The organism is Fictibacillus marinisediminis, from assembly GCF_023149135.1.
GTDB classification, from domain to species: Bacteria; Bacillota; Bacilli; order Bacillales; family Fictibacillaceae; genus Fictibacillus_C; species Fictibacillus_C marinisediminis.
Map to the genome: position 1 here is coordinate 3667208 of NZ_JAIWJX010000002.1, position 20580 is coordinate 3687787.

Consider the following 20580-nt stretch of genomic DNA (forward strand, 5'->3'; position numbering starts at 1 on the left):
CACATTCTTTTATCTTCAAAATAATTCAAAAAAATCTACAAATTTCTAGGTCTTTCGTGATATATTAATCTAGCAGTGCAAAAAATTGAAAGGCTGTGAATCTATGTCGTTTACACGCTCGTTCAAGAAGTTATTGGCATCATCACTTGCAGTCGGACTTGTATCATCCCAATTAGCCAGTCCAACGCTCGCCGCTTCTAAACCTGCTAAAAAACCTGCTCCAAAAGTACCATTTGAAATATCTGCACCCTATGTGGATTTCTCAAAAGGCACAAAAGCTTCTGTAACGGTTACCCCTAAAAAAGGGAACCCGGGTAAAGAAGCTGTCGTTTTTCAGCTTATGAAAGGCAAAACACCCGTTTCACAAGCAGCAGTAGAAACAGACATCAAGAAAAGCTCCAATTTTTCTGCTTATTTCGATTCAACAAACCCAACCTACTGGGTACAAGTATTTGTCGTTAAGAATTACAACGGCAACACCAGCAAGTTTGGCTCGAACCTCGCAACACCGGTATCAACATCACCTACGGCACTTCGCATCATGGAAACAACAGATATCCATACCAATCTAGTAGCTTATGATTATTACAAATCCGCACCATCTGACGTCGTCGGCCTGTCCAAAACGGCAACTCTCGTCCAGGAAGCACGCGATGAAGTAAAGAATAACGTTCTTGTCGACAATGGAGACTTGATCCAAGGAACTCCACTCGGAACGTATGTAGCGAAAGTCAACCCACTTAAAAAGGGTGCAGTCCACCCAGTCTATAAAGCTATGAATCTCATGGGCTATGATATTGCTACGTTTGGAAACCATGAGTTCAACTACGGCTTGGATTTCCTGCAAAATGCGGTCAGGGGTGCGAAATTCCCTTACATCAATGCCAACATCTATAAAAAAGACAAAGACAGCAACCCGAATAATGATAAAAACGAATTCACTCCATATAAAATCGTTACGAAAAAAGTGAAAGACCAAACCGGTAAAACAGCCACTGTAAAAATCGGTTACCTTGGTCTTGTAGCGCCGCAGATCATGGATTGGGATAAAAACAACCTCGAAGGCAAAGTAACGGCCCGAGGAGTCGTCGAAACTGCACAAAAATTTGTACCGCAAATGAAAAAAGCCGGTGCAGACGTTGTGGTTGTTATGGCTCACTCTGGTTTCAATGGCGATATCAAGAACAGCGAAGATACGATTTATGCCTTGAGCAAAGTGTCTGGAGTCGATGCAATTACGTTCTCTCATACGCACAAAGTTTTCCCTGCAGCCGATGAAAAATCGCTGGATGCGCTTTTTAAAGACGCACAAGGAAATGTCCTTCCCGGCGTGGATAACACAAAAGGAACGATTAACGGTGTAGCTGCTGTTCAAGCCGGCTATGGCGGAAGCAACCTTGGAATCATCGATCTTAATCTACAAAAAGTAAAAGGAAAATGGAAGATCTACAATACGCAATCCTCCACAAAAGCCATTTTCAATAAAAACACAGGGTACAAAGCTGACGAAGATCCGGAAATCGTTGACGCGGTAAGAAAAGATGTAAACGCAACAATCAAATACGTCAACACGCCAATCGGTAAAACAACGGATGATATCTACAGCTACTTCGCGCTTGTAAAAGACGATCCTTCCGTACAGGTCGTAACGAACGCGCAAAAATGGTATGCGGAAAAATACATCGCAGCCAACAAACCGCAATACAAAGACCTGCCAATTCTATCTGTAGGTGCACCATTTAAAGCAGGACGAAACGGTGTGGAAGAATATACAGAGATCAACAAAGGCGACTTGACGATCCGCAGCGCCGCTGATCTGTATCTTTATGACAACACCATTAAAGCAATTAAAGTAAAAGGGTCTGACATCAAGCAATGGCTTGAAATGTCAGCAGGCAAGTTCAACACGATCGATCCGAACAAAGCAGGAGAGCAAAAGCTGCTTAATGATACTTTCCCTGTTTACAACTTCGATGTGATCGACGGTGTAACGTACCAAATCGATGTTACAAAACCAGCTCGCTATGACGTAAGAGGCGTGAAAATTTCGGATTCCAGCCGTATCAAGAACCTGAAATTCAACGGCAAGTCGATCGATCCGGACCAAGACTTCATCGTTGTGACAAACAACTACCGCGCATCAGGCGGCGGAAACTTCCCTGGTATTAAAGGTGCGGAGTATGTCATTGACTCTACAGAAGAAAACCGTCAAATCTTGATGGATTACATCACAGAGAAAAAGGAGATCACTCCTACGGCTGACAGCAACTGGTCAATCGCACCGATCCAAGGAGACGCAGACGTTACGTTTACTTCTTCTCCAAACGGAGCAAAGTACCTTACTCCGGACAGCAAGATCTCTTACACTGGAAAAACGGATGATAAAGGCTTCGGCATCTACAAGTACGACCTAAAAGGTGAAAAACCTGAGGACTTCAAATTGTCCATCATGCACACGAACGATACACACGCTCACATTGATAACGTGGCAAAACGCATCACGGCGATCAAAGACGTGCGTGCTGCAAAGCCTAACTCTTTATTGATCGATGCAGGCGATGTTTTCTCGGGTACCCTTTACTTTAACGAGTTCAAAGGACAAGCAGACCTTGATTTTATGAACCTTGCAAAATACGATGTAATGACATTCGGAAACCATGAATTCGATCTAGGCGCAAGCCCGGAGGGACACAAAGCGTTATCCGAATTTGTAAAAAAAGCAAACTTTCCTTTTGTCAGCGCGAACGTAGACTTTTCGCAGGACAGTCTGTTTAATGGCCTGCAAACGAAAAAGATCAGTGCAGCGCCGCAAAACGGAAACATCTACACGGGAATTATTAAAGAAGTAAACGGTGAAGAAGTTGGAATCTTCGGGCTGACCACTGAAGAAACGAAAGACATCTCAAGCCCAGAAAAAGTTCAATTCCAAAACTACTTGGAACAAGCACAAAAGGCAGTACAATCATTTGAAGACCGAGGTATCGACAAGATCATCGCAGTAACTCATATCGGCTATGACGATAATCCTGCGTACGATAATGACCTTGAGCTTGCTAAAAGAGTGGATGGCATTGACGTGATCGTCGGCGGACACAGCCATACACAGCTTAATGCACCAGTTGTTGTATCCAAAGACGAAGACGGCAAGGATAAAGATTCCACTGTGATCGTTCAAACGGGACAATACAGCGATAACCTTGGTACATTGGATGTTGACTTTGACCAAGACGGAAAAGTAGTAAAAGAAGAAGGCAAACTAATTAAACTTGCTGACCAGAAGGATGATCCTGAAGCAGCGGAAATGCTTAAGAAATACTCTGATAAAATTGCAGATGTAAAGAACAAGCCTACCGGCGCAACTGCAGTGAATGCATTGGAAAACCCTCGTTCTTCCGACGTTGGTCCGAGTGTACGCAGCAACGAAACACCGCTTGGAAACCTGATCACAGATGCAATGCTGGATAAAGCGAAGCAATACAATTCAAAGACTGTGATTGCATTGCAAAACGGCGGCGGAATCCGCGCCCCGATCGATGCTGGTGAAATTACGTTAGGAGAAGTGCTTACGACTCTCCCTTTCGGCAATACACTGGCAACAATGAAACTGACTGGAGCTGAAATCAAGCAAGCGCTTGAGCACAGCGTAGACCAGTCACCAAAAGAGAGCGGCGCATTCCTTCATATGTCAGGAATGAAGCTGAAATTCGACAGCAGCAAACCTGCTGGACAGCGCGTCGTTTCTGTTGAAGTCGAGGAAACTAAAGGTCAATTCACTGCTCTTGACCCAGCAAAAGAATATGTCGTGGCTACCAATGCCTTTACCGCAAAAGGCGGAGACAACTTCGAAGTGTTCAAAAAAGCCTACGAAGCCGGAAAAGTTACCGATCTAGGATTCTCTGATTGGGAGAACCTAAGAGATTATGTAGCTAAACTCAAAACGGTGGACCCTAAAGTTGAGGGCCGTATTATCGACGAAGCAAAGAAATAAAGAATTAGGTGCCAGACACCGCCATTACACACTTGTGTAATGAGTGGTGCCTGGCACCTTTTTAATGATGGCTTCGAGCATCAACAACGGTGCACTGTGGTACGCCCCTCCTGATCATTTTTTTCGCTTCATCCAAAGGAATTCTCACAAACACCGCCCGGTCAAAATCATCTTCAACATCAAACAAAGCAAACGCCTGGTTTTTATTGATAAAAATACATTGAAACTCTACATTTACACCCTCTGTTGCTACCGGAATGCTATTTTGAATCTGACAGAATTCCAATCCAGCATCGTGGAGCTGCATAGCGGTTTGCTGATCTATACGGATGATCACATACACTGATAGCTCAACATTTGGAACCGCCGACTCTATTTCTACTACTGCAAAAAAGCGGTTTTTGAGTACTAACAGGCAATTGGCGCCAATTTCAAAAATCTCTTCATTTGTCATAGTGCCCATAGTGCCCATGGTTCCCATAGTTCCCGTATTGCTACTATTGCATGAATTGCACGTATTGCTCATCACATTCATATCGCCAATTTGATAATCGAACATCTATATCCCTAACTTTCCTATAAAAATTTTAATTTCCGAATGGATGCACGCTTGTCCAACCGGCCTGTTCTGAAAATGAAAAGGGCCGTAGAAAAACCACCTTGCATCCTTCACTGTCTAGCATATTCAGATAGAGGACAAGTGCTACTAAAATAGTACGATCACCTATTAAGTGTTGCAAAAACAGTACTGTATCCCCTTTTATGACCGCCATAGATCTATAATCATAGATAGCTGCTATACCCATAATTTGAGAACACATAAAGGCTGACCTTATTAAAGGCCAGCCTATTTAATAATATCGATGCAATCCCTAAATAAAGCTTTGTTCCCTAAGACCGTCGCCTGCAATATAAATACATTAACAGGACTGAACCAGGAGATGAATAATGGTAGAAATGATTCCAGGTAAACTGTATATTGGTGGTCTAATCAGGAGTGAAGATTGGGGATTTATTCAACAGAATATCACAGCCATTATTAACTTAAGAACAACTCCGGATGATCCTCCGTTTGACTTTTCTGGACGTGTAATGATTTGGGCTCCGTTGACGGTATATTATGCTCCGGATATCCAGTGGGTAGTAAAAATGATGAACCAAATGAACCAATTGCTTGATTCAGGGTACCGTATTCTCGTTCATGATACAGCTGGCTATCAGCGTTTGGGATTTTTTATAACCGCCTTTTTTATGCAGAGATTTAACCTAGAGCGTGATCAGGCACTTGCAATGGTGCGGCAAAGAAAACCTGATCTAGATCCCCCTCCAAATTACATGGAGCTATTAAAATCATATGGTGTTTATCTAAAACAACAATAAGGTGCCAGGCACCTCCCTTACACACTTGTGTAATGAGTGGTGCCTGGCACCTTTAAATGGTGGCACCTTTAAAATAATTAGCGGTTTCGAGCATCAATTACTGTGCATTGCATGGCGCCTCTGCGGATTAAACGCTTTGCTTCAGCGAGTGAGATCTTAACGAATACAGCTTTGTCAAAATCATTTTCCACATCAAACAAAGCAAAAACATTGCAGCCATCAATAAACACACATTGAAACTCTACCGTAATTCCTTTTCTCGCGCGCGGAACTGTTCGTGTTACTTCACAAAAATCAAGACCAGCGTCATGAAGTTTCCGTGCAGTGACTTCATCCGTACGAACGATTACATATACACTGAGCTCCACATCTGGAACAGCAGATTCAATTTCAATGACAAGAAAAAACTTATGGCCCAGCACCAACAAGCAATTGGCCCCGATCTCAAAAATCTCTTCTGTCGTCATTTTGCTTAAATTGCTTAATTTATTTAAATTACTTATGTTCCCCATCTTACCAACCCTTTACCGTAAAAGTTACATAGAGAATAAATGCCATGCTTGTCCAATAAGCGGCTACCCCTTTCCTATGTCAGCACTTCAGCATCATTCAATATCTAGCTTATTCCGTAAAGGTACAATTGCTACTAAAATAGTAAGTTAACCTATTAATGTTAAGAATCTTTACTAATTCGCTTGTTAATTGTTGTTGTTTTAGTGGGGGTGATTGAACCGCCATCTGAAAAGCAGAAGGGTATAAGCCAGCTTTATCCCATCTGCTTTTCGGCGCTTCATTTGTTTCACCAATCAGCCGGCTCTTATCAGCGCCAGCTATCACCCCTTATTATTGGAGAATAAGATTTGAGGGTCTCTTTTAAGCATCAGCATGCGAGGCCAAATATGATAGAAAATCAACATTATACTTTAACAAAACCAAATAAAAAAGCCCTCGCAAAACGCAAGAGCAATCAATTATTATACACTCGCCACCTGCAAAAGGGTCAACCCCGACTCCTTCAAGTTAAGCGGCAGGTAGCCTTCTACCTCGAGGATCGGCTGGTTAGGCCTATCCGGGAACACATGGCGGATCTCCGCTGTTTTCCCATTGCGCAGCGGAATTTTTCTTTTTTTCAGAGCTTCCATCAAGTAGTTGGCAAACGGTATGACCACATCAATATCCAGCCGATTTCCCCGTGCATCCTTAATGAGCTCGTCCACGGCAAAAAAGATCGACCGATTGTCTTTATAAACTCTTCTGGAGCAGATGGCATCAAACGTATCCGCCACAGACAGGATCCGGACTAAAAATGGAATGTGCGAAGACACTTTATTCGGATACCCCGTTCCATCCAGCCGTTCATGATGCATCAGTGTACCAAGTAGAATTTCCTGAGGGATACCCGCTTCTTTTAATAGATTGTAGCCATACTGCGGATGCCTTTTCATGATCTCAAATTCCTCGTCCGTCAATCGTCCTGGTTTGTTCAGAATCGCCGGGTCGATCTTGAATTTGCCGACATCATGAAAGATACCCATCTGTGCCAGCATGTTTTGTTCATTCTTGCTCAGATACAGCATCTGGCCTATTTTTCTTGCGACCAAACCAACATTCAGACTGTGCTGATACAAATATTCATCCTGGCTGAGCTGTTCCTTCAGCTGAATGAGTGAGATGTTGTCCTTGGTGACCAGCCCTGAGAAGGCCTCTTTTATACAGGTGGCATCTTCACTCGTTAAGACTTCCTTTTTATAAATGGACGCATACTGCTCTTTCAGCTTTGAAAGGGTCTCTTGGTATACCTTTTTCACTTTTTCTTCCTCTGACAGAGGCTTCTGCCTGATGCTGTCTCTTTTGATCGTTTTCACATTATACTTGGCCAGCAGCCGCATATGAATTTCATTAATGACTGTACCTTTTCGAAGAAGCAAGATATTGCTAGAGGAATACAGATCGTCTAACAGTTCTTGTCCAATTTCAATCTTTACCTGATCCACGTCTCATTTCCCTTCCATTCTTGTTCTATTTGTATTTATGTAAACCGAACCTGATTTCGTCCGTTCCGTTTTGCTAAGTATAAAGCTTCATCTGCTTTTTTTAGTAAAGGCTTCTCCTGAATGGTTGGATAGTGGGCAACACCGAGCGAGACCGTCACACAGATCGCCTCACCTGTACTTAAAGTGAACGGGTGCAGCTCAACAGCCTTCCGTACTCTTTCTGCAACTTCAACAGCTTTTGGCAGCGTACAGTCCGGAAGAATAACGCTGAACTCCTCCCCTCCATTCCGGCAGACGATATCATAGGACCTCGTGGACTGAAGCAGCACCCTTCCCATTTCCCGAAGGACTCGATCACCCTCCTGATGGCCGTATGTATCGTTCACCTTTTTAAAAAAATCGATATCGAGATAGATGAGTGACAGTTCTTCTCCTTTTTCTGCCGCCTGCTGTACCCGCTCATTAAACACTTGTTTAAAGTAGCGGACATTTCCGAGCTTTGTTAAGAAATCCGTATAGGATTCCCTTTCATAACGCTTAAATAAGGAGTGGGCCTTCCGGAAATGCTCACATAAATAAACGGCCAGCCAGCCTCCTGCAATACACATCACCCAGTAGACCGGCAGGATAATTCCAATGATCTGTTTATCCTGCACTATCATTAGAAAAATGAGGGAAAACATCATGTTTGCATACAATAGCATGGCGGCCACTTTTGCAGTAAAAGCCCATTTCTTCCGGCAAAAAATCAGAAAACCAAGGTATGTTACGATGATGATGATCGCTGCCATATTGGACGCTTCGTTTACCCCGTATAAAAAACGGCCGCCAGCAATCAAGACTGTACAAATGAATCCCGGCAGCCATCCCCCATAAACCATGGCAATCAACAGCGGAATGTAACGAAGGTCAGCACGGATCTCATCTGTCACATGGATGGAATAAAGCATTAATATATTGCCGAGCAAACCGCCCGACACACCGGCGACAACCTTCGTCGAAAATGGAGCCGCTGCATTGAGCGGCCTGTCCTTTGCCCACTGGCAATACAAAAACAACAGGGCAATCAAAATGGTTATGTTTACAAAGAAATCTTTTATGATCATTTCTGTTCGGAATGTCTCCTCACTTATGCGATTGAACTATTGCGGCAAGACCGCGGCTTTATCATCAAAAATAACAGCGATCTCCTCAGGGGAAATCGGGCGGCTGAATAAATAGCCCTGTGCCTCATTGCAAAGTCCCTGCTGCAAAAACTGGAGCTGTTCCTGTGTTTCAACTCCTTCCGCAATAACCTTAAGCTCAAGGTTATGAGCCATAGCAATGATGGTGCTGACGAGCGCCATATCCTTCGTATCAGCAAAAATATTGCTCGTGAACGACCGATCAATCTTTAAGCTGTCGATCGGAAACAGTTTGAGATAGCTTAAGGAGGAGTACCCGGTTCCAAAATCATCAATGGAAAGATGAACACCCATCGCTTTCAGATTATTCATCATGGAAATGGCATGCTTTGAATCCTGGATGATACTCTCTGTCAGCTCGAGTTCAAGGTATTGAGGATCCAGGCCGGTTTCTTCCAGTGTTCTGCGGATGGCCTCAACCAGGCTCGTCTGCTGAAACTGCCGGGATGAAACGTTGACAGCGACCCGGATGAAAGGATAACCTGCTTCCTGCCAAGCTTTGTTCTGGCGGCAGGCTTCATACAGCACCCATTCCCCGAGAGGAACGATCAATCCTGATTCTTCCGCCAGCGGAATGAATTCAGCCGGAGAAATGTTCCCAAATTCCGGATGCTCCCAGCGTAATAGGGCTTCCACACCGACCAGCTCATCGGAATGAATGTTAAACTGTGGCTGATAGTACACGGTGAATTCTCCGTTCTTCAATCCCCTGCGAAGACCGATCTCCAGCCTGATTTTCCGGGATTGCGCCTCGTTCATTCCTGGCGTATAGAACTGAAAATGATTCTTTCCGTCCTCCTTCACCCGGTACATGGCGGTATCGGCATTCTTAATGAGTGTTTCTTTGTCTTTGCCGTCTGAGGGGTAAACGCTGATCCCGATCGAAGGCGTTATATACAGCTCCTGCTCATCGATGACAATAGGATCGCTGAACGCCTGAAGAATCCTCGCTGCCTTTTGGGTAATCTCTCCAGACGCCGTATTGGGAAGAAGAACAAGAAACTCGTCCCCTCCCTGCCTTGAAACGGTATCGGTCTTATCCGTACAGCCCTCAAGCCGTTTTGCCGTTTCAATCAATAATTGATCTCCGGTCACATGCCCAAGTGTGTCGTTGATAATTTTAAAGCGGTCAAGGTCAATGAACATCATGCCGATCATCTGCTGGTTCATTTCTGCATATTCGAGCGCTTTTTCCATACGGTCCATCAGCAGCAGGCGGTTCGGCAAACCTGTCAGTGAATCCCGGTACACCATCTGATTGATCTTCTGTTCCGCTTTTTTCCGGTCCGTAATGTCCCGGATGATGCTGCTGAAATAGGTCTCGTTCTCTTCTGTCCATGCTGCGAGTGAAAGCTCGATCGGAAACTCGCACCCGTCTTTCCTGCGGCCTTCAAGCTCCACTGTTTTTCCAATCACATACGGCTTGTTTGTTTCCAGGTAGCGTTCCATGCCCTGCTGATGTGCGGTTCTGAAACGCTCGGGTATGATCATTTGAAGGTTTTGCCCGATCACTTCACTCTTCTCAAATCCAAAGATATGTTGTGCTCCCTGATTCCAGGAGATAATGATTCCTTCACTGCTCGCCAGGATGATCGCATCGTTCGCCGACTCGATGACCGATCGGAATTTCCGTTCGGATTTCAGCACCTGAGACTCGAACCGCTGATCAATAAAAAGACTGATGAATACCAGCCCTAAAACGAACAGCATGCCAATCCCGATGGCATATGCCAAATAGACCGGATTAAATGAGGTGCCTGGCACCGCCAAATGATGCTCATGGTGAGTGAAGGAAGCGGATGACATCCCGGTATAGTGCATACCTGCGATGGCAAACCCCATGATCAGGGCGCTCACAGTTTTTCTCATCCACAATTTCCCCTTGCCGCTATCCTGCTGAATGGAAAAGAGCAGGTACAGAGCGGCAAGTGACGTGACAAACGCGATAACAGCGGACAGCCACCATAGCCAAGGATTATAGATGATCCCGCCCTGCACAATCATCGCTTTCATCCCGATATAGTGCATGGATACGATCCCCGCCGCCATCAAAAGAGCCCCGAAGATCACCTGGAACGCTTTTAAGGACGAGCGGCTGACCATCCAAAAAGCGAGTCCGGATGCAAGGATGGCCGGAAAAATCGATACGATGACGAGCGGCAGATGGTAGGTCACCGGAACCGCTAGATGAAAGGCGAGCATTCCGATAAAATGCATCGACCAAATACCCATTCCCATCGTAATGGCCCCGCCCCAAAGCCATAAGTAGCGCAGTCTTCCTTTTGTTTTATCTATTCGAATCCCTAAATCGAGTGCTGCATAGGACGCTGCACAGGCAATAAATATAGAAAGCAGCACTAATGGCAGCTGATAGTAGCCAGTAATCATGTTCATGTTGATAGTAAGTCTCCCAGTTAGTCGTTTGCATAAAAAAGATAGTTATATACCTATTATCGGTCTAATGGCCTATACGATTAGTAGATTTTTACTTTTTTGAAGAACTCTCTAATTTTTACAGAAAAAATGATGCTGTCTAATAAGCTGTTAGATCGGATATCTGGAAGCAGATGATTTCCGTTCCAGGCTGCTCGCTTTTCGCGGGGCGTGCGCTGAACCCCTCGGCGCTTGCGCCTGCGGGTTTCACCTGTCACACTCGTCCCGCAGGACAAGGAAGGCTTCGTCAGCGTTATATCGCACGAAGAAAATGTGACGTTCATTTTCGAGGAGTCTCGCATCTTCCACTACAATCAACTTGTCATCGAAGATTTCTAAACAAAAGAAGCTGCTAGAAGGTCAGTCTATGACTTTCTAGCAGCTTCTTTATTTTTCTACAATTTAAATTTCGAAACAACATCCTGCAGTTCTTCAGCAAGATTGGTAAGAGATGTGGCTGCTGCGTTTACTTCTTCCATGGATGCGAGCTGTTCTTCTGAAGCCGCGACCACTTCCATGGCGCTTGCGGACGTTGTGCCCGCTACGTTCGACATCTCAGCCACATGGCCGGAAACCTGGCTTACTTCCTCATTGATCTTCTGAGAGGTAGCGGAGATTTCCTTGATCTGCTGTGTTACTTGAACGATCGCATTTAAAATGGTGGTAAACGATTCATTAGTCTTTTGAGCGATTTCTAATCCTGAATCTACTTTTTCCTTCACATCATTGATGGATGTGACCGTATTCTTTGTTTCTTCCTGAATGTGTTTCGTCATAGCTGATATATCAAGTACAGATTTTCGTGTCTGGTCAGCAAGCTTGCGGACCTCATTGGCCACGACGGCAAACCCTTTACCCGCATCTCCCGCGCGTGCTGCTTCAATCGCTGCATTCAGCGCAAGAAGATTCGTCTGTTCAGCGATATCATTGATAATGTTCAGGATCGAACCGATCTCCACGGAACGCTGGCTTAAGTCATTCAATGCCTGGTCGGTTCCTGCCACCGAGTGATGAATGGAATCCATCTGCTGAAGTGTATCGTGCACAAGCGCCGAGCCCTGCTGTGTCTGTTCGCTCGCATTCTCCGCCAGTTCAAGCACCAAGGCAGCGTTTTCGGAGATCTGCTCAACAGCATTTTTACTCTGTTCAACCGATCGGACGGATTCATCCGACATTTTTGTCTGATTTTCTGCCCCTTCAGACACCTGCTGAATGGAGGCGGTAATCAATTCGCTTCCTTTCATCGTTTCATCCGCACTCGCCATCAGCTGTTCTGCCGATGCAGCAACCTGTCCGGATCCGTTTCCGACCTGGGTGATAACGGCTCTTAAGTTATCAATCATTTGACCGAACGACTGATTTAATTCGTACACTTCATCTTTCGTTCGTACCGTAACAGCTGGTACAGCCAGATTTCCGTTAGCCACTTCCCCAGCATTTTCGGTAATCCTTTTCAGCGGATCAACAATCCTGCGGGTCATGATGATGGATAGGACAAGGCTTCCGAGAACCAAAATGATAAGAGCAACCATAGAAAATGTAATCATGCCCTTAATCTTTTCCTTCAGATCCGCCTGCATCCATTCGTACTGACCATTGATCTGCTGCTTCAGCTGGTACACATCATTGATTAATCCTTTTGTCCTGAGGGACTGCCGTTTGATCTCTGCCTGGTCACCTTCTTTAACAGCGGTATCCGACTCGCTTTTAAGCTCATCGAATTTACTGCCGATCCGTTCGATCAGCTGCGCTTGTTTTTTATCTGTCAGCCCTTTTTTCAGCTTATTGTAATCAGAAGCCAGTATCTGAAAATCATTGGTCACATCATTCGTGTTGCTCGCTGAAATGTTCAGTGAGTAGGCACTTAATGATTTTTCAAGACTCTTGGCGGAGCTGTTCAGCTCTTCCACCTCTACTAAAACCTTTACAATCTTTTCAGTGGAAGAGTTCAATTTGGTCATACCGAAAATGTTATAGCCGATGATGATCACAGACAGCAGCAGCGGCACAATCGATATCATTAATATTTTAGTTTTCAGTTTCATGGTGTAAACTCCTTCTGGCCTCTACAGCTCGATGTGAATCTTTCCCTGTGAGATGCCTTCCCTTAACTCATTCAGTTTGGCTTGCTGCTTGGCGTTCAGCTCGATCAAACGGATCGGAGCGATGTCGATGCCGCCCTCTTTGATGCCGAGAACGCTGTCTTTTTCTTTTAGCTGACCTGTCTTGGCCATCTGTTTTGCTGCTTGATAGATCGCAACATCCACTTTTTTCATCATCGATGTGGCAATCGCTTTTTCTGCGAGGTAGTACTGGTCCGTATCCACACCTAAGGCATGAACTCCTGCTTTTTGCGCTTCCAGCAGTGCACCGACACCGGTAAACCCTGCCGGCGGGTAGATATAGTCCGCTTTCTTAACGATCATCCTTTTAGCCATTTTTTCGCCAAGTTTATCATCATCAAACGTTCCTGCGAATTCTGAAATGACTTTTGCTTTTGGATTAACAGCCTTCATTCCTTGGATATATCCCTTTTCAAACTTGCGGATCAGCGGAACATCCATACCACCGATAAAGCCGGCTACATTGCTTTTGGTTTTCATTCCGGCAATCGCCCCAACGAGATAGGATCCTTCTTCTTCCTTGAAGGTAATAGAATAGACATTCGAAAGCTTGGATTGAGAATCAATCAATAAGAATTTCTGCTTCGGATACTTTTGAGCGACCTTTTCCATGTCCTTCTGCATGGAGAATCCAAGCCCGATCACCAGGTCGTTCCCTTCCTTCACAAGAGACTCAATCCCGGCTTCATAGGTCTTACTTGTCGCAAGCTCGCGATAGTTGAAGACGATGTCCTGCTCGTCACGTGCTTTTTCCAGACCGGCAAACCCTGCATCAGAAAACGACTGGTCCCCGAGTCCCGCATCCGACAGCATGATGCCGATCTTCACTCTCTTTTTAGCCGCAGCGGACTGGGCTTTTTCCATCGAACAGCCGCTGTTAATGAGCAACGCGGCAATTATTGCAAATATCACTGTATATCGTTTCATGTTATTCATCCTTACTCACTAAAATTTACTACTCTAGTATTAACGGCAAAAATTGTCGAATGTTAACAAGAAGAATAAATGTTGAAATTTTCTTGCAATAATAAAATAAAAAAGCAACCAGGCACAAGCCAAATATGCTTTTATTAATTCGGATCGGGGTGCTTACATTAAATTCGAGTTTATTCCCTATAAAAAATAGCATCTCGCAGGATGCTATTTTTGCGTTTACCAGTTAAGGGCCTTTTTTTCAATAGTAATCAACTTGTCCGTATCCACTTCTCTGCTATGTGCATTTAATAGAGTAGGAGAGAGATGTACTAAATGGGAAAAATATGTCCCTCGCCGTTTAAGCCTGCTGTCTGCGCTCTGAGCGATCATTCGCTATTTGGCAATTCGGGTACTTTTTTATGAATATCGTTATTTATTTTTATTTTCAATGTGTCTGAATGTTTGGTAGGTGTAAATTTAACATTTGCTAAAAGGGGACCTGCCACTTTTTGTCCACTTTTTTTCTTGTTTTGGAGTTCATCAATGTTTTTTACAGTGGTCTTCGCTACTTTAATGGTGTATTTAGTCGTCAAATTCAACTTAACTTTTGCTTCTTTATTTTCATTTGTAATGATGATAAAACTTTTTGGTAATACGGCGGCGGCCTGATCTGTTTCTTTTCCATCCGTTATAACCGTAAGTAAGAAATGCTGATTTTTCTCCTGTGTATTAACAATTTGCAAGGTGATCTCCTTTGACCTCAAATGGTCCTTTCCTCCTGTTGAAGAACAACTTGCTAACAAAATGACAAGCAAGATACGTATAAGGTATTTCAGCATAACTCCTCCTTTTTTCCTATTTTTAGATGGTTACATTAAAGTATTAGGAGGTGATGTGAAATATGAAGAAACTTAGCTTTTTTTTGTTATGTTTATTCATTGTTGCTCCTCTGTTAACTCCCCTTAAAACATCCCCTTTACAACAAAAAAAATTAAGAAGCCCAAGTCAGCTCTATGCTAACATCGATATGCTAAAACTGGAAAAAGACAAAGTTTCGCGATTAAATGAAAAACTTAAAAACGCTAAACTGAAGCCCATAAAAGAATTCAGTGCAAGTGAACGAAAAAAAATAAAAAATATGAAAAATAAATTTGCTTCTGTTAGTTCACAAGGAGACATTCTACAAGGAAAGGATAGCCCAGTTCTTAATAGCGGGATATCTTTTACCAGTTCTGATGTTACTGCACTTGCTGAAGATCATAGAGTGAAAGTGACGAACACGGCTACAAGTCCTTACAACGCTATGGTACAAATTAATTTTAAAGATGCAAGCGGCGATTGGTATGTATGTTCTGGAACCTTTTTAAACAGAACCACCGTACTTACTGCAGCTCACTGTGTATTTGATTCATATACTCATAAATTCCATTCCTATTGGTCTGTCTATCCAGGCGATAATGGTACAGCCCTCCCTTATGGCGGATGGTCATCCACCAAAGCTTATGCTCCGATCGGATGGATAAACTCGACTGCTCCTAGCGAAGGTGAAATCTATTTAAGAGATGTACAATATGATTACGCAGTCATAAAAATTGACTCCAGCCATTCCTATCATCTGCCTATAAGTTCGACTTCCGGGATTGGAGACTCTATCATTTCATATGGGTACCCCACTGATAAAGGGGAGGGTTCCGGATATTATTACTTATATAAAAGTGCTGGATCCATAACTGATGTTCAATACAATGCAATCATTCATTCTTCGTATGTGACAAGTGGAATGAGTGGTGGGCCAATTTTAAAATCGAGCTCAATTATATCGGTTAATAGTACGTACAATTGGAGTGCCAAGTTCGGTTCAACTCATGTTAATACAATAAATGAATGGAAATCCCTTCCGTACTAGAAATAACCCAGGAAAAAGTAAAAAAGAGCTGCCTCGCTTTTTATGAGTCAGCTCTTCCGCTATTCCAAACAATCGAAAACGTGCTTCTATTCGGTTACAAGAAATACTGCAATTCAGCACGTGATCGAAAGAATGACCCCGGAACAATACCGAGGTCATGTTTCAATTAAACTTTCTATTTTTAAGCATACAGTTCACCATTAGTTGGTATGCTTCATTTATGCATTACTTCTTCCTTTTTATTAGCTTTTTCAATTTCCCTGTAATCCGGTTGATCATTGTAAACGACATAAGGGATACGTTGTTATTACCCGTTTTATACAGATCAATGTATCGGTCAGCGATTCGGATAAGCTGAGGTTCAAAACGGTCAAACTGGGCGGCACTGATTCTTACATTATCATTGACCAGCCGGTAGTACAGATCATATGAGCCATGCTTCTCAAGAAAATACTTCCATGGAAGCTGGAACTGTGAATCATCGAGCTTCTGAAAAAAGATCTTTTCCTTTGATCGCCTGTCCCTCATAAAGAAACCGATATTGGTATTCCACCCTTTCGCATCAAGGAGGATCCTTTGATCATCACAAGTGACTTGAGAGATTCGAAGATTAGAAATCAGCAGTGATAAGTTCCCCTTGCCCGTGAAATAAATCCTGTTATTGGCTTTCTGGTCTTCAATCGTGCTCTCCACCATCTTGCTGGAAACACGGAACATACTCTCGGTCCCATTGATATCAATAAACTCAACATAGACATCAAAGATACTTGATTCGTTTCGCCGGTCCACTTCTCCAGCAGCAGAAAAGCTTCCATCGCCGTTTTCCTCCAGCGGCATCACAATACGATCCGTGACGTCTGTTCTTGATCTGAGTATAACAGTTGCTGTTTCAACGTCAAAGACGTTCGGAATTCTTAACCCGCTTACGGTTAAGTGATGATCCGAATACTGAATGCTTTTGATCTTGATAAAATTCGCCAGCAGCACCTTAATACGATAAAACTCATCGGGAATCCGTTCTGAGCCATCCCGAAAAAAAGGCAGTGCCCAAAAATAGTGATCGTTTTCCTCAACGATAGGGCCATTTGGTTCCTCAGAGAGATAAAACAGCAATTCCTCTGTCAGGTCGTTTAAGATCATGTAGATATAAAGATTTCTCAGGACACCCAAGTCGTTGTCATAAACATCTTTTATGCTGCTTAACACGGCTTTTACTTCACGCAGATATACTTCTCTGAATTCCTCATCTTCTGCGATCCCTTTGATCGGAAAGAATAACCTGTCGATGTTTCTTTTCAGAAAAGCGGTTCTTAGTTCTTCATCCTGCAGGCTGTCGAAGTAATTCAATTGATGGTGAAGAGAGCTCATGCGGTCCAGAAAATTTTTAATATCATTCTTCATCTGGGTAATGGATTTGTTATCTGTCTCTTCCTCACGTTTTCTCCACAAATACACCGTGTCTGTAATAATATTGATCTTCTTCGCCTTTGTGAAGGCTTTATGAACCATCGGCCGGTCGGCATAAAGCATCCCCGGAGGCATAAAGCATTCATTATCAATCATGAAGTCGCGCTTATAGATCTTGTTCCAATAGAAACCATCGTAAAAGATATCGGGAAACTCAAGCAAATGGTTCACTTCCCGGCTGCTCTTCCAAACATCCCGTTCCCTTTTATAGATGATCTCCTTTTGAATTCCGTTAACCAATATATTTGGTTTCCCGATCACGATATCGGAATCTGTTTCTTTCGCTTTTTTATATAGTTTTTCATACGCATCCAATGGAACGATATCATCAGAATCCATGACCGTAACATACTCACCGGACGCTCGTTTCAATCCGTTGTTGCCCGCAACTGCACCGCCGCTGTTCTCTTGGTGAATGACCGTAATGTTATCGTACTTTTCCCGGTATTCTTCAAGGATCAGGTGGCTGTTGTCCGGGCTGCTGTCATTGACTAAAATGATCTCGATTCCTTTTAGCGTTTGATTGACCAGGGATTCCAGGCAATCTCTTAGAAATTCTTCCGTATTATAGACCAGTACGACGACACTCAATTTGTAATTATTCATGTTTATTCACCTAACTCGAATCTGATTATGCTGCAAATTTGCTGTACAATCTCCGTTTCCAGTTCCGTGTACATCGGCAAACATAAAATACGTTCGCTGACGAAAGTGGCCTTGGGCATGTCTTCCTGATACTCCGCATAACAGCTGAAATCTGTACACAACGGGTAAAAATACTTCCTCGTAAATACGTTGTAGTTCTTTAACGACTCATGCAGCTGATCTCTTGTCTCCTGATCGTGCAGCAGAATAGGAAAGTACGAATAATTATGCTTCACATTCTCCATGGAATTCGGCAGATGCCTGATCGCTTCAACCGAATTCAAATGTTCGATATACGTCTCGTGAACGAGCTTTCTTTTACTGATATCTTCATCAATCGTCTGCAGATTGCTCAAGCCCATGGCCGCCTGGAACTCATTCATTTTGGCATTGGTACCAACATAGTCGACAGAGTCTTGGGAGGTGATCCCGAAATTTTTCAGGGCCTTCAGCTTCTGCTTCAATCCTTCATCCTGGAACGAGAGCAAGCCTCCTTCGATCGAATGAAACACTTTGGTTGAATGAAAACTGAACATCGAAACATCTCCAAAGTCGGCGATGCTTCTGCCGTTTATTTCTACACCAAACGTATGCGCAGCATCATAGATCACCGCCAGGTTATGCTTTTTGGCCAATTCTTCGATCTTTTCCAGGTTGCACGGAAGCCCAAAGACATGGACAGCCAGAATGGCACACGTCTGGCTTGTGATATGCTTTTCGAGCTGATCCGTATCGATCGTGAAGCTGTCCATCTCGATATCACAAAAAACAGGCGTCAATCCGCTATTTACGATGGCATGCGTCGTCGATGCAAAAGTAAACGGAGTCGTTATGACTTCCCCTTTTAAATCCAGGGCCTTGATTGCTGTTTCCAGCGCAAGATGGCCATTCGTAAACAGTTCCAAGTTGGAAACATTCAAGTAGTCTTTAAGATTTTCTTTAAATTGTTCATGAAGCGGTCCGTCATTGGTCAGCCACTGGTTCTCCCAGATTCCTTCTATATATTCCTTGTAGAGCTCGAAGTCTGGAAGCTTTGGCTTCGTAACATGAATGGGTCGGTCAATTTTCAATTCAGTAAGCATCTTAATTTCTCCAATCGATGAGACATTCAATGGCATCCAGGTCGAAAACAGGCATACCCGTCATCTCTTTCATCATCTTCCGCTCGCTGTACGAGTCATCAATAAAAATAGATGGCTTATCATTCTTGATGTATTTATGTTTGTCATCCTCTTTTGTAATATGGACGATTTCACTGAATATGCTGTGATCTACTTTTAAATGAGTCAGGGTTTCCCTAATGTCCCTTGCATGCTTGGTGATGAGGACGAGTTCAATGTCCTTGTTAATGCACTGGTAGATGTACATCATGACCATCGGATTAATTTTCTCATCCTTCGTGATGGCATCATCAAAATCAATAAATACCCGTTTATACTCAAAATCCAGTGTGAAACGGTTGATCAGGGCACGGTCGACTTCAATTTTAAAATTGTTCTCAATCACATCCAGCTTGTACTCCTGACGGTCGAACAGGCTTAACAATGGAAAGTTGATTCCTTTGTTTCGGTATAAACTCATCGTGCCGGCGATTCTTGGCGAGATTTCCAAAAGTTTAAATTCTCCGTTTTTGTCTTCTTTCACCTGAAAGAACCATACACCGCGGAAGTTCAGCTTCTTGTTGATCTCTTCTGCCATCTTCCGGATGACAGCAGTCGGTTCCAGTGAAGCCGAGTTCACACTGATCCCGCTTTTGATCCTCTTTCTTTCGCGCATTCCGACGAACCGGAGTTCACGGTTAAAATCGGAGAAGCAGTCAATCGTATACTCCTTGCCCGGCAGATACTCAAGCGTAAGCAGATCTGTGTTTTTCTCTATATGGTACTCCAGTTCGCTGCGGTTTTTAGCAAGCGCAACGCCTTTTGAGCCTTGTCCAACATCCGGCTTCAAAAAGACCGGGTATTCTGGAATGTCGCCGACCGAACTATACATTCCAGGGACAAACGCAGAATCTGCAAAATACTCGTATGTTTTCTTTTTCGAACGACAGATTTCACATGTTTCTTTTGGAGAGGTAATCACTTCCGCCCCCAGTACATCCTGATGCTGAGCGAGCTTCAGGACCGCACTGTCATGGGCAGGAAAGATATAATCGATATTAAATTTCTTCACTACTTCATTGATGTGATCGATGAAATCTGGTGCATCAATGTTTGGAATTCCATCAATATAATTCTGATAAACATATTTCCCGTGATCAGAAACGCTCGAACCTCCGAATAGCTTATACCCCTTTACAAACTTCAGGGCATTGTTGATCTCTAGACCGATTTCTGATCCACAAGGGAAAACTAAGACATTCTTTTTCAAAACCGCCGACACCTCTTTTACGTCCGTTTTCTTAACCTTTGCTGCTCTTGAAAGTGGTTGATTTCCGTTCCAGGCTGCTCGCTTTCCGCGGGGCGTGCGCTGAGCCACTCGGCGTAAACGCCTTCGTGTCTCATCTGTCACGCTACTCCCGCAGGAGTCTCGCACCTTGCACTCC

General features: G+C 43.6%; 15 protein-coding genes. 3 read left to right on the forward strand and 12 right to left on the reverse strand.

Features of this window, described 5'->3' with window-relative positions; all coding sequences use genetic code 11:
* Positions 1–103: 103 nt before the first annotated feature.
* Entirely contained in the window at positions 104–3988 is a 3885-nt protein-coding gene (locus LCY76_RS19425) for a bifunctional 2',3'-cyclic-nucleotide 2'-phosphodiesterase/3'-nucleotidase (protein WP_248253993.1), read from the forward strand.
* 61 nt (positions 3989–4049) lie between these two features.
* Here LCY76_RS19425 and LCY76_RS19430 read toward each other — a convergent pair whose 3' ends face one another.
* Positions 4050–4547: a hypothetical protein gene (locus LCY76_RS19430; RefSeq protein ID WP_248253994.1), complete on the reverse strand. Its 498-nt coding sequence runs from the start codon at positions 4545–4547 to the stop codon at positions 4050–4052.
* Between the two features lie 389 nt (positions 4548–4936).
* Here LCY76_RS19430 and LCY76_RS19435 point away from each other — a divergent pair, with 389 nt between their 5' ends.
* Positions 4937–5368, forward strand: coding sequence for a dual specificity protein phosphatase family protein (locus LCY76_RS19435; protein ID WP_248253995.1), 432 nt, complete (start codon positions 4937–4939; stop codon positions 5366–5368).
* A gap of 77 nt (positions 5369–5445) precedes the next feature.
* Here LCY76_RS19435 and LCY76_RS19440 read toward each other — a convergent pair whose 3' ends face one another.
* The 8 genes from LCY76_RS19440 to LCY76_RS19475 form a co-directional block, all read right to left on the reverse strand.
* Positions 5446–5880 (reverse strand): hypothetical protein, encoded by a 435-nt coding sequence (locus LCY76_RS19440; protein WP_248253996.1) that lies wholly within the window; start codon positions 5878–5880, stop codon positions 5446–5448.
* Positions 5881–6342: 462 nt separating this feature from the next.
* Positions 6343–7362, reverse strand: coding sequence for an HD-GYP domain-containing protein (locus tag LCY76_RS19445; protein ID WP_248253997.1), 1020 nt, complete (start codon positions 7360–7362; stop codon positions 6343–6345).
* A gap of 35 nt (positions 7363–7397) precedes the next feature.
* Positions 7398–8468 (reverse strand): GGDEF domain-containing protein, encoded by a 1071-nt coding sequence (locus LCY76_RS19450; protein WP_248253998.1) that lies wholly within the window; start codon positions 8466–8468, stop codon positions 7398–7400.
* 36 nt (positions 8469–8504) lie between these two features.
* Positions 8505–10940, reverse strand: coding sequence for a bifunctional diguanylate cyclase/phosphodiesterase (locus tag LCY76_RS19455; RefSeq protein WP_248253999.1), 2436 nt, complete (start codon positions 10938–10940; stop codon positions 8505–8507).
* An 80-nt stretch (positions 10941–11020) separates the two neighbouring features.
* On the reverse strand, positions 11021–11263 hold the full coding sequence (locus tag LCY76_RS19460) for a hypothetical protein (protein WP_248254000.1): 243 nt from the start codon (positions 11261–11263) through the stop codon (positions 11021–11023).
* Positions 11264–11374: 111 nt separating this feature from the next.
* On the reverse strand, positions 11375–13024 hold the full coding sequence (locus LCY76_RS19465; protein WP_248254001.1) for a methyl-accepting chemotaxis protein: 1650 nt from the start codon (positions 13022–13024) through the stop codon (positions 11375–11377).
* A gap of 21 nt (positions 13025–13045) precedes the next feature.
* On the reverse strand, positions 13046–14029 hold the full coding sequence (locus LCY76_RS19470; RefSeq protein ID WP_248254002.1) for a BMP family lipoprotein: 984 nt from the start codon (positions 14027–14029) through the stop codon (positions 13046–13048).
* 374 nt (positions 14030–14403) lie between these two features.
* Entirely contained in the window at positions 14404–14856 is a 453-nt protein-coding gene (locus LCY76_RS19475) for a hypothetical protein (protein WP_248254003.1), read from the reverse strand.
* Between the two features lie 62 nt (positions 14857–14918).
* Between LCY76_RS19475 and LCY76_RS19480 the strand changes: the two genes are divergently transcribed.
* Positions 14919–15923, forward strand: a complete 1005-nt coding sequence (locus LCY76_RS19480) for a trypsin-like serine peptidase (RefSeq protein ID WP_248254004.1) — start codon at positions 14919–14921, stop codon at positions 15921–15923.
* A 225-nt stretch (positions 15924–16148) separates the two neighbouring features.
* Here the strand turns inward: LCY76_RS19480 and LCY76_RS19485 are convergent, their stop codons facing one another.
* From LCY76_RS19485 to LCY76_RS19495, 3 genes are read right to left on the reverse strand one after another with little or no spacing between them, the layout of a single operon-like run.
* A complete protein-coding gene (locus LCY76_RS19485) occupies positions 16149–17996 on the reverse strand; it encodes a glycosyltransferase (protein ID WP_248254005.1) in 1848 nt (615 codons plus the stop codon).
* A 2-nt stretch (positions 17997–17998) separates the two neighbouring features.
* A complete protein-coding gene (locus tag LCY76_RS19490; RefSeq protein ID WP_248254006.1) occupies positions 17999–19117 on the reverse strand; it encodes a DegT/DnrJ/EryC1/StrS family aminotransferase in 1119 nt (372 codons plus the stop codon).
* 1 nt (position 19118) lies between these two features.
* On the reverse strand, positions 19119–20513 hold the full coding sequence (locus LCY76_RS19495; protein WP_248254007.1) for an ATP-grasp domain-containing protein: 1395 nt from the start codon (positions 20511–20513) through the stop codon (positions 19119–19121).
* Positions 20514–20580: the final 67 nt, after the last annotated feature.